This window comes from Halorubrum miltondacostae (assembly GCF_041379815.1).
Lineage (GTDB): Archaea > Halobacteriota > Halobacteria > Halobacteriales > Haloferacaceae > Halorubrum > Halorubrum miltondacostae.
The window spans coordinates 242,041-254,848 of sequence record NZ_JBEDNY010000003.1; the positions used below are offsets into that span (position 1 = coordinate 242,041).

The 12,808-nt window shown below is 71.6% G+C and carries 15 protein-coding genes; 9 read left to right on the forward strand and 6 right to left on the reverse strand.

Annotation, left to right across the window (positions count from 1 at the left end; genetic code table 11):
* The first annotated feature begins 91 nt into the window (after positions 1 to 91).
* A complete protein-coding gene (locus ABNG04_RS10235) occupies positions 92 to 574 on the forward strand; it encodes a VOC family protein (protein WP_371162321.1) in 483 nt (160 codons plus the stop codon).
* An 87-nt stretch (positions 575 to 661) separates the two neighbouring features.
* On the opposite strand, the gene ABNG04_RS10240 is transcribed toward ABNG04_RS10235, so the two are convergent.
* Complete coding sequence (locus ABNG04_RS10240; RefSeq protein ID WP_371162322.1) at positions 662 to 1,123, reverse strand: SRPBCC family protein; 462 nt, start codon at positions 1,121 to 1,123, stop codon at positions 662 to 664.
* Positions 1,124 to 1,311: 188 nt separating this feature from the next.
* On the opposite strand from ABNG04_RS10240, the gene ABNG04_RS18150 reads away from it, so the two are divergent.
* From ABNG04_RS18150 to ABNG04_RS10260, 5 genes are all read left to right on the forward strand, one after another.
* Positions 1,312 to 1,431, forward strand: a complete 120-nt coding sequence (locus tag ABNG04_RS18150) for a DUF7989 family protein (RefSeq protein WP_510952315.1) — start codon at positions 1,312 to 1,314, stop codon at positions 1,429 to 1,431.
* A 131-nt stretch (positions 1,432 to 1,562) separates the two neighbouring features.
* On the forward strand, positions 1,563 to 2,078 hold the full coding sequence (locus ABNG04_RS10245; RefSeq protein ID WP_371162323.1) for a CNNM domain-containing protein: 516 nt from the start codon (positions 1,563 to 1,565) through the stop codon (positions 2,076 to 2,078).
* A 153-nt stretch (positions 2,079 to 2,231) separates the two neighbouring features.
* Complete coding sequence (locus tag ABNG04_RS10250; RefSeq protein ID WP_371162324.1) at positions 2,232 to 3,269, forward strand: ABC transporter ATP-binding protein; 1,038 nt, start codon at positions 2,232 to 2,234, stop codon at positions 3,267 to 3,269.
* On the forward strand, positions 3,266 to 5,278 hold the full coding sequence (locus ABNG04_RS10255; protein WP_371162325.1) for an ABC transporter permease family protein: 2,013 nt from the start codon (positions 3,266 to 3,268) through the stop codon (positions 5,276 to 5,278). The genes ABNG04_RS10250 and ABNG04_RS10255 overlap by 4 nt, the downstream gene beginning before the upstream one ends.
* A complete protein-coding gene (locus ABNG04_RS10260; RefSeq protein ID WP_371162326.1) occupies positions 5,271 to 6,317 on the forward strand; it encodes an ABC transporter permease in 1,047 nt (348 codons plus the stop codon). The genes ABNG04_RS10255 and ABNG04_RS10260 overlap by 8 nt, the downstream gene beginning before the upstream one ends.
* Positions 6,318 to 6,369: 52 nt before the next feature.
* On the opposite strand, the gene ABNG04_RS10265 is transcribed toward ABNG04_RS10260, so the two are convergent.
* Together ABNG04_RS10265 and ABNG04_RS10270 are read right to left on the reverse strand one after the other, a co-directional pair.
* Positions 6,370 to 7,029: a trimeric intracellular cation channel family protein gene (locus tag ABNG04_RS10265; RefSeq protein ID WP_371162327.1), complete on the reverse strand. Its 660-nt coding sequence runs from the start codon at positions 7,027 to 7,029 to the stop codon at positions 6,370 to 6,372.
* Positions 7,026 to 7,841 (reverse strand): DUF2797 domain-containing protein, encoded by an 816-nt coding sequence (locus ABNG04_RS10270; RefSeq protein ID WP_371162328.1) that lies wholly within the window; start codon positions 7,839 to 7,841, stop codon positions 7,026 to 7,028. The genes ABNG04_RS10265 and ABNG04_RS10270 overlap by 4 nt, the downstream gene beginning before the upstream one ends.
* Positions 7,842 to 7,985: 144 nt before the next feature.
* Between ABNG04_RS10270 and ABNG04_RS10275 the strand changes: the two genes are divergently transcribed.
* Positions 7,986 to 8,351, forward strand: coding sequence for a BsuPI-related putative proteinase inhibitor (locus ABNG04_RS10275; RefSeq protein WP_371162329.1), 366 nt, complete (start codon positions 7,986 to 7,988; stop codon positions 8,349 to 8,351).
* Positions 8,352 to 8,404: 53 nt separating this feature from the next.
* Positions 8,405 to 8,854, forward strand: a complete 450-nt coding sequence (locus ABNG04_RS10280) for a hypothetical protein (RefSeq protein ID WP_371162330.1) — start codon at positions 8,405 to 8,407, stop codon at positions 8,852 to 8,854.
* Between the two features lies 1 nt (position 8,855).
* Here the strand turns inward: ABNG04_RS10280 and menD are convergent, their stop codons facing one another.
* Positions 8,856 to 10,769, reverse strand: coding sequence for a 2-succinyl-5-enolpyruvyl-6-hydroxy-3-cyclohexene-1-carboxylic-acid synthase (menD, locus tag ABNG04_RS10285; RefSeq protein WP_371162331.1), 1,914 nt, complete (start codon positions 10,767 to 10,769; stop codon positions 8,856 to 8,858).
* Between the two features lie 76 nt (positions 10,770 to 10,845).
* Complete coding sequence (locus ABNG04_RS10290; protein WP_371162332.1) at positions 10,846 to 11,238, reverse strand: DUF5830 family protein; 393 nt, start codon at positions 11,236 to 11,238, stop codon at positions 10,846 to 10,848.
* A gap of 128 nt (positions 11,239 to 11,366) precedes the next feature.
* On the opposite strand from ABNG04_RS10290, the gene ABNG04_RS10295 reads away from it, so the two are divergent.
* Positions 11,367 to 11,732, forward strand: a complete 366-nt coding sequence (locus ABNG04_RS10295) for a DUF5658 family protein (protein ID WP_371162333.1) — start codon at positions 11,367 to 11,369, stop codon at positions 11,730 to 11,732.
* Positions 11,733 to 12,085: 353 nt separating this feature from the next.
* Here ABNG04_RS10295 and ABNG04_RS10300 read toward each other — a convergent pair whose 3' ends face one another.
* On the reverse strand, positions 12,086 to 12,769 hold the full coding sequence (locus ABNG04_RS10300; protein ID WP_371162334.1) for a helix-turn-helix domain-containing protein: 684 nt from the start codon (positions 12,767 to 12,769) through the stop codon (positions 12,086 to 12,088).
* Positions 12,770 to 12,808: the final 39 nt, after the last annotated feature.

Sequence of the window (12,808 nt, forward strand, 5' to 3'; positions counted from 1 at the left end):
ACCGCCGCGACATGTTCCACGCCACCGACACGGCCGACCCCCAGGTCGCCAGTACGACTAACTGTCCTCCCGACGACCGACCACACGGACCATGACCGACGCGCCGCCGACGACGGGGCTCCACCACGTCACGAACATCTGTACCGACATGGACGAGACCCAGTCGTTCTACGAGGACGTGCTCGGCTGGCACACGGTCAAGCGGACGCAGAACTACGACGACCCCGGGACGCCGCACTACTACTTCTCGTCGACCCCAGAGGGCGAACCAGGGACAACGGTCACCTACTTCGAGTACCCCCGCTCGCAGGGGACGCCCGGCCCGGGGGCGAGCCATCACTTCGCGTTCGGCGTCGAAGACGAGGCGACGCTCCGCGAGTGGAAGGAACGCCTCGAGGGACACGATGTCCGGGTCTCCGAGGTGAAAGACCGGACCTACTTCAAGAGCGTCTACTTTTCCGACCCCGACGGGCTCGTCTTCGAACTCGCGACGCATGGGCCGGGGTTCACCCTCGACGAGGCGGAGCCGGGCAGCGCGGTCATCGACCCGTTCGAGGACAATCACGAGGAGTGAGACCGTCAGGCGACGACGCGCGCTCGACGGGCTCGGTGGGACGACTGCGCGCGTGCTCGACGTGCTCGGCAGGCCCCGTCGCCCGACTCACTCCGCTCCTTCGACGAGCGCCGCGAACCGGTCGAGCGCCCGCCGACAAATGGGGACGTACGGGGCCGCGACAAGCGGGACCTCGATCACCGCTCGACACCGACCCGACTCTCTCGGGTAGCGGTCGACGCGATGGCCCGTCGCGGGCACCCCAGCGACTCGCCAGTCCCAGCGGAGCCGCGTCGCGGCCGTCACGCGGAAGGAGACCCAGCGGCACGCGACCCGGACGCGCCCGGCCGTCCCGGTCTCGACGTACCGGTCGGTGCTCTCGACGCCCCGAACGGACGGGCTCCACTCCGGCCACCGTCGCGTGTCGCGGAGCGCGGTCGCCGTCCGCTCCACCGGGGCGTCGACGTCGCGACCGACCGCGAGCCTCGCTCCCTCGCGGACCACCCCGGTTCGGGTGTCGTGCGCGGCTGTGGTGTCCACGCCGCGTCGTCCGACGCCGGCGACCCTCATCGCTGTGGTCCGCCAGAATACTCCTACGATCGTACGGTTCGGTGCGGTTCAAGCCCGACTAATTGGCAGTTCGTCCATCGATCGAGGAAGCGCTTCGTGAGTAAATATTAATACCTTATATGGTATCAGGTCTCATTATCTCTTTCCACGAAGGGTTAATACGGGGGTCCGGGCTATCGACTGCCAATATGGCAAGCGATCGCGATACCATGAAAGACGTCTCGCACACCGCACCGAACGACACCTCCGCCGACTCCGTCTGGGAACGAGGACGAGGACCGGTCGAGGAAGAGGAAGAAGAGGAGTAACGCGGTCCAACCGTCTTCTCTCGCCGGGCGGCCCCCCGGCACCACTCGTCGCCGACTGGAGAGCGACGCCGACGCGCCGGGTTCAGCAGTTCCTCCGACACCCTCTTTGGAGTTCTCTCTCGACACGGGGCATGGTCGGAGTCGCACTCGGCGTGGTCGGCGTAGCGGCGGTGATCGTGTTGCTGGGGTTCAGCGCGTTCTTCTCCAGCTCCGAGACCGCGATCTTCTCGCTGCCCGCGGAGTGGTTCGAGCGGCAGGCCGACACGGGCGGCCCCCGGGGCGACGTCCTGAAGCGACTCCACGACGACCCGCACCGCCTCCTCGTGACCCTGCTCGTCGGGAACAACGTCGTCAACATCGCCATCTCGAGTATCGTGACCGTCCTGATCGCGAGCTACCTCCCAGCCGGGCCGGCGATCGTGGTGACGACCCTCTGTACCAGCGTCCTCGTGCTCGTCTTCGGCGAGATCGTCCCGAAGGCGTTCGGCCTCGGCAACGCGGAGACGTGGTCGCTCCGGGTCGCGTCGCCGATCCGGCTCGTCGAGCGCGTTCTCTCGCCGCTCATCACATTGTTCGACGGGGTGGCGCGCCGGATGAACGCGTACATCAGCGGCGACGGGAGCATCGAGAAGCCGTACACGGAGTGACGAGTCTCTTGGCGGAGTCGGAGACCTAAGTATCGGTCACTCGCTGCGTTCCCTCGGTCGCTCGTGCGACTCGCAGTCCCCCGCCCCCGACGCGTTCTCGGGGCCGATAACCGCAGGCGTGGATTTAACCCACGCGCCGGCGGAAGCGCAGACATGATCGAGGTGTCGGGGCTGCGGAAGACCTACGGCGACTTCGCGGCCGTGGTCGACAGCGACTTCGCCGTCGACGACGGCGAGGTGTTCGGGATCGTCGGCCCGAACGGGGCCGGGAAGACGACGACGCTCAAGGTGATCGCCGGCCTCGTCGAGCCGACGGACGGCGAAGTGACCGTCGCCGGGTTCGACGCCTCGGACCCCGAGATGCGCCGACATCTCGGGTTCCTGCCGGAGGAGTCGCCCCTGTACGAAGAGATGACCGCGCTGTCGTATCTCCGCTTCTTCGCCGACCTCTACGACGTGCCCCGGGAGGTGGCCGACGAGCGGATCGAGGCCGCGCTTGACCGGCTCGAACTCGACCACCGCGAGCGCCGCCTTGGCGACGTCTCGAAGGGAATGAAACGCAAGGTCGCCATCGCGCGCTCGCTGGTCAACGACCCGGACGTGTTGGTGTACGACGAGCCGGCGTCCGGACTCGACCCCGTGACGACCAACTCCGTGCTGGCGTTCACCCGCGAGCTCCGCGAGACCGGGAAGACGGTCGTCTTCTCCGCCCACAACCTCTACCACGTGGAGTCGGTCTGCGACCGCGTCGTGGTGATGAACGAGGGCCGGATCGTCGCCCGCGGCAGCGTCGACGGGATCCGTGAGCGACACGGCGAGACGACCTACCGCGTGTTCACCGACGTCGAGCCGACCGCGACGCCCGCCCTCGTCGACCTCGACGCGGCGACGGCGGAAGTCGGTGACCGCTACCGGACGACCGTTCCGGACATGGACGCGGTCGCGGCGGTCCGCGAGGCCGTCGCCGACGCGGGCGGCGAGGTCGTCGACATACGGAGCCGCGAGCCGAGTCTCGAGGACGTGTTCCTCGACATCGTCGGGCGTCCGATGCCCGGGAGGTACACCGGCGACATCGGTGAGGACGCCGACGGAGACGGGGGTGACGGAGCGGATCGGGAGAACGACGCCGGCGGAGGCGGCGACGAGGAGGCGGAGACCGCGGCCGCGACGGCGACGGAGGCAACCGAGTGACCGATCGGCTGCGCCGCCTCGGCCGCCGGTTCGCCGTCGCCGCCCGTCGAGTGCTCCGCGTCGCCAAGTGGGAGTCCGCCCGGGCGTCCGGCGGCGTCGACCGGAAGACCCTCGCCGCGGGGGTCGCCCTGCTCCTCGTCGCCGGCGGGGTCGTCGGCGTCGGCGTGGCGACCGGCGTCGCCGGCCTCGACGTCGACCGCGACGTCTACCGCGTCGGCGTCGACCCCGGCTCGCCGTACGCGGACGCGATAGAGGCCGAACCGTCGCTGCGCGCCGTCTCGGCTGGCCGGGCGTCGCTCGGCGACACCGCCGACGCGGTCGTGGTGACGGTGGTGCGACCCGGTTCGGGAGACGGAGGCGCGATCGACCCGGGGGACGTCGAATCGGTCGTCGTCCGCGCGACCGACACCCAGAAAGGCGAGGCCGCGGCCGCGTCGGTCCGTGAGGCGGTCGAAGCGCACAACGAGCGCCTGATGCGCGCCGAGCCGAACCGGACGGCCGCGTTCCCGGTCACCGTCACGCTCCGGTACGTCGGTCGAACAACCGGGTTCGACGAGGGGACGACGCTCGGCGGGGACGGCGACCAGCCGACCGATTCGGACGGGGCGGCTGACGGTGGCGGGAGCGACGGAGACAGCGGGAGCGGCGGAGGCGACGAGAGCGACGGCGGCGGCTCGGGAGGCGACATCGACGGGGGCGGCGGAGACGAGGCGTCGGACGGCGACGGCGGCTTCGCGGTGCCCTCCATCGGCGGCGCGGCGTTCGGCGCCGACACGGTCGGCTCGCCGGGATCGATCACGCCGCCGTTCCCGTTCGCCTCGCTGCTCCTCGCCTTCGTCTTCCTCGTGCCGATGAACTTCCTGATCCAGGCGTACGGCTCCTCGATCCTCGACGAGCGGACGAACCGCCGGGGCGAGCCGCTGCTCGTCACGCCGCTGTCGCCGGCGGAGATCGTCGCCGGCAAGACGCTGCCGTACGCCGCGGCCGCGGTGGTCGTCACGACGCTCATCGCGCTGACGGTCGGCGGCGGGGCGCTGTCGGTGATCGCGGTGGCCCCGGTCGCCGCGACCTTCCTCGGCGCGACGTTCGTCGGCGCGATGTTCGCGCGGTCGTTCAAAGAGCTCACCTTCGTCACGGTCGGGGTGAGCGTCCTGCTGACGACGTACGCGTTCGTGCCGGCCATCTTCACGAACGTGACGCCGGTCGCGCTCGTCTCGCCGCTGACGCTCGTCGTCTTCGACCTCCAGGGCGAGGCCGTCTCGACCGGAGAGGTACTGTTCTCGACGGCACCGATGGCCGTCGGCGCGTCGCTGCTGTTCGGCCTGGGGCTCGGCGTCTACCGCGAGGAGGACATGTTCTCGCAGAAGCCGGTGACGCGGAAGTTCCTCGACGCGCTCTCGGTCCGCCTCTCCCCGGTCCCGACCGGCGGATCGCTCCTCGACCGGCAGCGGCTCCGAGCGCTCGGGGCCGTGGCGTTCCTCACCGCCTGTACGATCCCGTTCGTGTTCGTCGCGGAGCTGCTCGCCGTCGCGGTGCTGTTCGCGCTGCCGGTGACCGTGTCGATCCCGGTGTTACTCGTCACCATCGCCTTCATCGAGGAGGCCGCCAAGAGCGTCGGCCTCTACGCCGGCTTCGAGCGCGGCGTCTTCGAGCGGGTCGACGGCGTCGCGGCCGGCGACAGCGACGGGACCCTCCGCGTCGCGCTCGCGGTCGGCCTCGCTTCCGGGACGGGGTTCTTCCTCGCGGAGAAGGCCACCGCGGTCGTCCAGGCGGTCGGACTCACCGACCTCTTCCTCGGTCGGGCCGCCTTCGGCGACGTGGCCGGTCTCTCCGGGCTGCCCCCGGTCGCGCTGGTCGCGCTGTTCTTCGCGCCGCTGGTCCTCCACGTGGTCACCACCGGCGTCGCGAGTGTCGGTGCGAGCCGCGGGCGGACCGCCTACGCGCTGGCGTTGACACTGGCGACCCTCGGGCACGCCGCCTACAACGTGGGGGTGGTGAGCCTTGGATAGCCGGCTGACGATCGCCGGGCGGGAGCTCGCGGGGCTGCGCGCCGAGAAGACGATCCTGCTGGCGATCGGGATCCAGCTGTTCATCGCGATGTTCTCGTCGTTCCTCGTCGTCGGGCTCGTCTCGATGTACGACCCCGGCGCGCTCGACGGCGCGCAGATCGAGGTCGCGGCCGCGGGCGACGCGGTCGACGAGCTAGAGCGCGCCGCGAGCGAGGTCCCGGGCGCGTCGGTCACGGCGTACCCCGACGCGGACGCGGCGCGGGGCGCCTTCGAGCGGAACGCGGCCGACGCGGTGGTGGTCACGACTCGCCGGGAGTCGGGCCGGGTGTCGGCGGTCGTCACCGCACCCGACGCCACCGTCGAGACGACGGTGATCGTCGTACAGCTGCGCGAGCTATTGCGGACCTACGAGCTGAACGAGCGGGACGCGCGCGCCCCGTTCCTCGAGGAGTCGCCGCTGCCGCTGCCGGAGCGGAGCGAGACGAGCCCGTACTTCACGTTCACCTACACCGTGTTAATCCCGCTGCTCGTCTTCCTCCCGGTGTTCATCTCGGGGTCGCTCGTCGTCGATTCGATCACCGAGGAGATCGACCAGGGGACGATGGAGCTGCTCCGCGTCGCGCCGGTCACGCTGGCCGAGATCGTCGACGGCAAGGCGGCCGCCGCCATCGGCATCGCCCCCGGGCAGGCGCTGATCTGGCTCCTCCTCTTGGAGGCGAACGGCACGTCGGTCGCGAACGTCGGCCCGATCCTCGCGCTGATGACCGCGCTGACGACGCTCGTCGTCGCCGTCGCGGTCGGCATCTCGGCGGTCGCGCCCGACCGGCGGGCGGCACAGCTGCTCTACTCGGTCGCGGTCCTCGTGCTGTTCGGCGGCGCGACGGCGATGGCCGGCGGGCCCGCGAACGCCGTGGCGCGGCTCGCCATCGACAGCGCCGGCGCGACGACGGGCGCCCTCGTGGTCGCGTACGCCGTGATCGCCGGGGCCGCGTACCTCGGTGTCCGCCGCGTCGTCGCCGCTGAGGGACTGGGTCGCTGAGGGCCAGGGTCGCTGAGGGATGAGTGCGGCGCGGTTCGGTCGCCGGGGTGAGTCAGTCGGCGAAGCGGTCGCCGAACCGCTTCGCGGTCGGGAGCCGCCAGCCGCGGGCGATGGCGACGAGCCGCAGGCCGACGGTCACCGCCGCGCAGGCCGCGGCGGCCAGTCCGGCGGGCGCGCCGGCCGCGCCGACCGCCCAGTACGCGACGCCGCCCAGCACCGCGCAGCTCGCGTAGAAGTCCTCGAAGAGGATGAACGGCGCCCGGTCGAGCAGGACGTCGGCGAGCGCGCCGCCGCCGACGGCGTTGATCGTCGCGACGGTCACCACCCCGAACGCCGAGACGCCCGCCTGCGTCGCGACGATGGCGCCGGTGGTGGCGAACGCGGCGAGGCCGACGGCGTCCGCGACGACCGTCACGGGGTGTTCGTCGGGCGAGGCGAGCCACGCGCTCAGTCCGACCGCGAGCGCGACCCCGACCAGCCCGAGGAGGATCTCGACCGGCGAGCGCAGCGCGAGCGGGACGCGCGCGACGAGGAGGTCGCGGGTGACGCCGCCGGCGAACGCCATCGCCAGCCCGACGACGGCGACGCCGAAGAGGTCGAACTCCTCGCGGACCGCCTTGCTCGCGCCGACCAGCGCGAACGCGACGAGCCCGACAGTGTTCATGACGGCGAACGGGTCGCCGAACAGCGTCGTGAGGACGCCGCCGGTCATCCGCCGAACGCCCCGAGGCTCGACTGGAGCTCGCGCTCCGGGACGGCGTCTGTCAGCTCGTAGCCGACGAGGTCGCGCGCGTCGACCGCGTACGTCGAGCCACCGCGGTCGAGCACCAGCACTCGCCCCTTCCATCCGCGGACGGTCCCCGCAGCCATCGTCTCGACCACGGGGCGGTCGTCGAGGTCCAGCCCGTAGTCGAACGCGAACCGCTCGATCGGGTCGAACCGGTCGAGGAGCGCCTCCCACGCCGCCTCGTCGACCGTGCGCCCGAACCCGTCGAGCTTCGTCGGGACGCGGACGCGGTCGACGAGGTCGTCCCCGGCGGCCAGCTCCGCCTCGACCTCGCGGGCGATCCGCCCGTCCGGGAACTTCCTGACGAGCGCCGCGCGGTCGGCCCCCTGCTCGCGGAGGCGAGTCCCGAGCCGCCACTCGCGGGTGACGCCGACCTTCAGAACGTCGGGGGCGAACGCCGCGAGGTACATCGCGTGGGTCTCGTGACAGTCCATCTCGTCTTTCAGGCACGTCCCGGTACACCGCGCGCACACCCAGACGCCCGAGTGCTCGTCGCAGTAAGGCGCGTCCGCGGCGTCGCAGGCGACGTGGTTCCCCTCGTTGACCGTCCCCGCGCAGCCGCGCTCGCCGAGCCCGAAGGCGAGCTCGGTCCCCGGGTCGGCGGCCACGTAGTCGACGTTCCCGTCGCTCGCGACGTAGAGCCCGCCGCCGACCGGTCCGGCGGACTCGGCGACCCGACCGCCGTCGGACTCCGGCGAGTCGCTCGCGGCGTCCGTCTCGTAGCCGACGACCTGCACACCAACGGATAGGGAGAGCCGAGTTTTATAGCCGTCGTCGGGGAGCGCATTCGCCGCGTCGCGAGGTGGTCGTCCTCGTCGTCTTCACCGGGCTATCACCCCGGCCGCCGAGGTATTTTATTCGCGGGCGTCGCAGACGGAGGCATGCTCGACGCGGCGCTCGCGGCGACACGGGCCGACGACGGCGTGGCGCTCTCCCTGCGGATCGAGAACGCCGGGCAGGGACAGGTGACGCTCGACTTCCGGACGGGCCAGCGCGCGGAGTTCACTGCGTACCCCGCGGAGGGGGAGGTAACCGGATCCGACGGATCGCGGGCGGAACCGGTCTGGCGCTACGGGACGGGGCGGATGTTCACGCAGGCGCTCGGCAGCGAGACGCTCGCGCCCGGCGAGGCGGTCGAGTACGAGGCGACGTGGCCTGACCCCCCGTCCGGCACTCACCGCGTCGTCGTCGAGCTGACGGCGATCGAACACGACGCGCGCGCCGAGTCAGTCGTCGACGTGGCGTGAAACCAGCCTCCCAGATCGATTTTTATAAGTGAATCCCGCGTCGGCTAGCCGGTATGCGCACGGCAGCCCTCCCCCCGGTAATCGCCGCGGTCGTCGCGCTCGCGGTCAGCGGCATCAGGCGACTCGCGCCGATACTGCTCGAATCCTCGTTCTCGCTCCCGTCGGCCGAGACGCTCTCCGTGTACGTCGCGAGCGGTCGGTTCGCCGCGTTCCTGCTGATCTACGGCCTGCTGTTCGGCGTCGCACTCCTCGCCGGTCTGCGCGACGCGGACGTCTCCGCCACGTCGACCGCGCTGGCGACTGGCGCGAGCGCGACCGGCGCGTTCCTCGTCGGCTCCGCGGCGGTCCTCTGGTTCCTCGGTCCCGACCGCGGGCCGACCGTCACTGCCGCCCTCGCGCTCGGCGCGAGCCTCGGGATCGGGGTCCAGTTCGCCGTCGTTGCGTACGCGGGCGTAACGCTCGGCGACAGCCGTCGCGAGGGGCCGAACCCGACCCCGCCCTGACCTACTCGCCGCCCGCGTCGCCGTGAACCGCGGCGTCGACCGCGGCCGCCAACCGCTCGCGCGTGCGATGGCTGGCCTCGGCGTCCGTCTCGACCTCGATCAGGTGCGACCCCGGCTCCTCGTGACTCCGGGAGACGGCGGCGGCGACCTCCTCGGCCACCGTGTCCGCGCGGGCTCCCGGGCTCTCGCCGCGGTCCGCGAGGGCGTCGGGACGCGCGTCGATGTGAGCGTACTCGAGGCCGTGGAGCGCCGCGAGCGGCTCGAAGTCGAGTCCGTGCGGCGTTTTGAACGACTCGGTGAACGGCGGCTCGAACGACTCGATCGGGAGCTTGTGGAAGATGCCGCCGCCGTCGTTGTTGACCGTCACGACCGTGGCGTCGGCGTCACAGCGTTCGACCGCGAGGAGGCCGTTCGAGTCGTGATACAGCGCGAGGTCGCCGAGGACGAGCGTGAGGTCGTTGGTCGTGCCGGCGCGCGCGCCGAGCGCGCTGGAGACGATGCCGTCGACGCCGGAGACGCCGCGGTTGCCGAGGGCGGTGACGCTCGCGGTCGTGGGCCCGACGAACCGGTCGAGGTCGCGGACGGGCATCGAGTTCGAGACGAACAGCGTCGCCGGGTCGGGGAGCGCCCCGGCGACCGCGCGGAGCGCGTCCCCCTCGTGGAACCCGGCGTCGACCCCCTCGTTCGGGACCTCGTCGTCGGTCGTGCCCTCGGTGCCGACCGAGACCTCGGCGTCGAGTGCGTCCCACTCGCGGGCGTGGACCGCCGCCGCGACCCGGTCGGCCTCCTCCCACTGCGCGCGCCAGTCGGCGTCACCACCGCCGCCCCCGATGAGCCGCGAGAGGCGGGCGCAGAGCCGGCTCGGTTCGGCGACGACGAGGTCGGTCGCGGTGAACTCGGCCTCGCGCCACCGCCCGGCGGGGTCGACCTGGTACTGGTCGGCACCGGTCGCGGCGAGGTACTTCCGGAGGCGCTTGGAGGTCGGCGAGGCGCCGAGCCGGAGGACAAGGTCCGGATCGGTCCACGACTCCTCCTCCTCGTCCGCGAGGTCGGCCGAGAGGTACGCGTCGTAGTGCCCGATCACGGGCGCGACGCGGGTGTGCCCGCCGTACCGGAGCCCGGAGAGCGGATCGGCGACGATGGGGAAGCCCGTCGCGTGCGCGAGCGCCGTGACCGCTTCCGGGTCGATACCCGGCGGGTCGGCGGGACCGGCGACGATTAGCCCGCGGTCCGCCTCGCTCAGCTCGCCCGCCAAGGCCCGGAGTTCGTCGTCACCCGGTTCCGGCGCGCCGGCCGTCACATCGACGTAAGACCCGTCGCGCCCGAGTTCGGCCGCGGCCGGCAGGTCGTCCGGCACATCGCCCGGGACCCGCGTCGGCTCCAGCGGCTTCTTGAACGGCACGTTGAGGTGGACCGGTCCCTGGTCGGCACCCTCGGCGGTCGCGACGGCGCGGGCGACGGTCGTGCGGAGCGACCGGAGCGCCCGGTCGTTCGCGGCTGGCTCGGGGAGGTCCTTGTAGAACCGGACCGCGTCGCCGTACAGCTTCTCTTGATCCGCGGTCTGGTTCGCGCCGGAGTCGCGGAGCTCCGGCGGCCGGTCCGCGGTGAGCGCGAGCAGCGGGACGCGGGCCTCGCTCGCCTCCATCACGGCGGGGTGGTAGTTGGCGGCGGCGGTGCCGGAGGTACAGATCAGCGGGGTCACGCGACCCGTCCGACGGGCCCGCCCGAGCGCGAAGTACGCGGCGGCGCGCTCGTCGAGCATCGAGAACACGCGGAGCTCCTCGTGGCCCGCTGCGGCGACGGTCAGCGGCGTCGAGCGACTGCCCGGCGAGGCGACGACGGCGTCGACGCCCGCGGCGACGAGCTCGTCGACGAGCGCGTTCGCCCACAAGACGTTCCGGTTCGGCGCGGTCATTACCGTCGCTTCGGTCGCCGACCTAAATACTCCGGCGGGTTCGGTCGACGGTCGGCGAGCGCGCCCGGAGCTGTCCTCACTCCGACTCCGACGCCGACTCGCGCCCGGTCACCTTTCGGACGCACGAGGAGCCGAACGGGCCGAGCTCGCCCGCGTCCAATTGGACGAAGTGGCCCGTCGAGATCGAGGTCCCGCAGCGCCGACAGTCGAAGTCGCCCTCGCGTGCGACGACCTGGCTCTCGTACTCGACATAGGTGCCCCCGGTGTTGACGCGGAGCCGAGCGCCGTCGCGGTCGATGACGCCGCGCTTCTCGGCGGCGTCGAGGATGTCGCGGGTGAGCGCCGGGCTCGTCGTGACCGTCTCGATCCGGTCGACCGCCGCGGCGAGGTCGAGCGCCTCGCGTTCGACGTGGGCCAGCAGCTCGACGCCGAGTTCCAGCTTCTCGTCGCGGGTCGACAGCTCCGTCACGGGCGGCGAAACGGTACGATCCCTCTTAAGTCGGCTGGATGGCGGGCCGAACGCCGGATCGGCGGCTAATCGGTGATCGCCGCCCGCGCGAACCGGCAGTTTCAGTTCGCGGCCCGACAGGTTGGGTCGTGTCCCGCACCCGCGACCGGTCCCGGCGTCGCCCGGCGTACCGCCGCCGGCCGAACGAGTCCTACTGGCTCTGGATCGCGGCGACCGCGACGTACGGCGTCGGCGACATCGTGTCGACCGTCGCCTTCCTCCGGTACGTCCCGACGATCGACGAGGCGAACCCGGTCGTGCGGTTCGCGCTGGAGTCGTTCGGCCTCTCCGGGCTCGTCGCGCTGAAGATCGCCGTCTACCCCGTGATGCTCTGGATCAGCGTCGAGGGGACGCGCGAGGGCGACGTCCTCCTCTACTACTTCCCGCCGGTGCTGCTCACGATCACCGGGACGTACCTAACCGCGAGCAACGTGCGCCTGCTGTGGCTCGCCTGAGGGCGGGCGACTGCAGCGTCCCGGGATCCCCGCGAACGATCATCGACTTTCGCGCGCGGCACCGAACCGATCCCACGCTCGTTGACACCCCGGGCGCTACCACGTCGCAGGAATCGTCCGCGACCCGGAGGGCCACGCCAAGTGCTACGGCGAGACGATCGGGCTCCGCCTACTGCGCCGGACGGTGAGCTACGAGGGCGGCTTCCAATAGCGGATCCCGTTTGGTCACGGACTCACTGTTTCCCGTCCCCGCGCCGTCCATCGCCTTCGCGGCTCGACTGGTCCGCCATCGGCGGCGGCTCTGAGCCCGGCGTTCCGGTCGCCGCGGCGTTCCTCGACTCGTTCTCGGCCCGTCACTGGATCCGTTCGACGCCGTCGTCCTCGGGCGCCTCGAGCCCGACCGGGCGGCGCGGCAGGTCGTCGACGAACTCGCGGACGACGGTGCGCTCGACGCGCTGGAGCACCTCGCTACAGGTCGACTTGGCGATCCCCACGTGGTCGGCGACCTCCGTCAGCGTACACTCACGGGGGACGTCGTAGTAGCCGCGGTCGACCGCCTCGAAGAGGACCTCGCGCTGGCGCTCCGTGAGCGACCCGCCGGGGTTGACGCGCTGTTGGACGTACTCTACGTCGAACTCCGCGCCGACGTCGCGCAGGGCGTCGCCGAACTTCGCGACGCGCTCGTGGTCGCCGGTGAGGTCGATGCGGGCGACGCCGTCGCGGATCTCGACCGGCATCTCGATCGGGACGCCGGCCCGGCGCGCGACCATCTGTAACAGCGGGACGAGCGCCTCGACTTGGGCGGTGACCATCCCGTCGTCCTCGGCCATCACCGAACAGTGGGTGACGACGTCGTGGGCCTCGACGGCGTCGAGGATCGGCTCCGTGTTGTCGGCCGTGATCCGGACCAGCGCGAACCCCGCGCCGTCGTCGGGCGTCGCGGTCAGCACCTGGAACCGGGCGTCCGGGAACTCCCGCGAGACGTCGCCGACCCACGGGCCGTCCGGGATCGTCACGCGGAGGCGTGCCTGTGCCATGCCCACCGATTCGACGCCCGTGAGGGAAGTAGCTTCGGC

Coding starts and splice junctions, on each gene's coding strand:
- ABNG04_RS10275 (WP_371162329.1), top strand. CDS start 7,986: ATGCTCGACGCGGCGCTCGCGGCGACACGGGCCGACGACGGCGTGGCG.
- menD (WP_371162331.1), bottom strand. CDS start 10,769: ATGACCGCGCCGAACCGGAACGTCTTGTGGGCGAACGCGCTCGTCGAC.
- ABNG04_RS10250 (WP_371162324.1), top strand. CDS start 2,232: ATGATCGAGGTGTCGGGGCTGCGGAAGACCTACGGCGACTTCGCGGCC.
- ABNG04_RS10235 (WP_371162321.1), top strand. CDS start 92: ATGACCGACGCGCCGCCGACGACGGGGCTCCACCACGTCACGAACATC.
- ABNG04_RS10280 (WP_371162330.1), top strand. CDS start 8,405: ATGCGCACGGCAGCCCTCCCCCCGGTAATCGCCGCGGTCGTCGCGCTC.
- ABNG04_RS10265 (WP_371162327.1), bottom strand. CDS start 7,029: ATGACCGGCGGCGTCCTCACGACGCTGTTCGGCGACCCGTTCGCCGTC.
- ABNG04_RS10240 (WP_371162322.1), bottom strand. CDS start 1,123: ATGAGGGTCGCCGGCGTCGGACGACGCGGCGTGGACACCACAGCCGCG.
- ABNG04_RS10300 (WP_371162334.1), bottom strand. CDS start 12,769: ATGGCACAGGCACGCCTCCGCGTGACGATCCCGGACGGCCCGTGGGTC.
- ABNG04_RS10245 (WP_371162323.1), top strand. CDS start 1,563: ATGGTCGGAGTCGCACTCGGCGTGGTCGGCGTAGCGGCGGTGATCGTG.
- ABNG04_RS18150 (WP_510952315.1), top strand. CDS start 1,312: ATGGCAAGCGATCGCGATACCATGAAAGACGTCTCGCACACCGCACCG.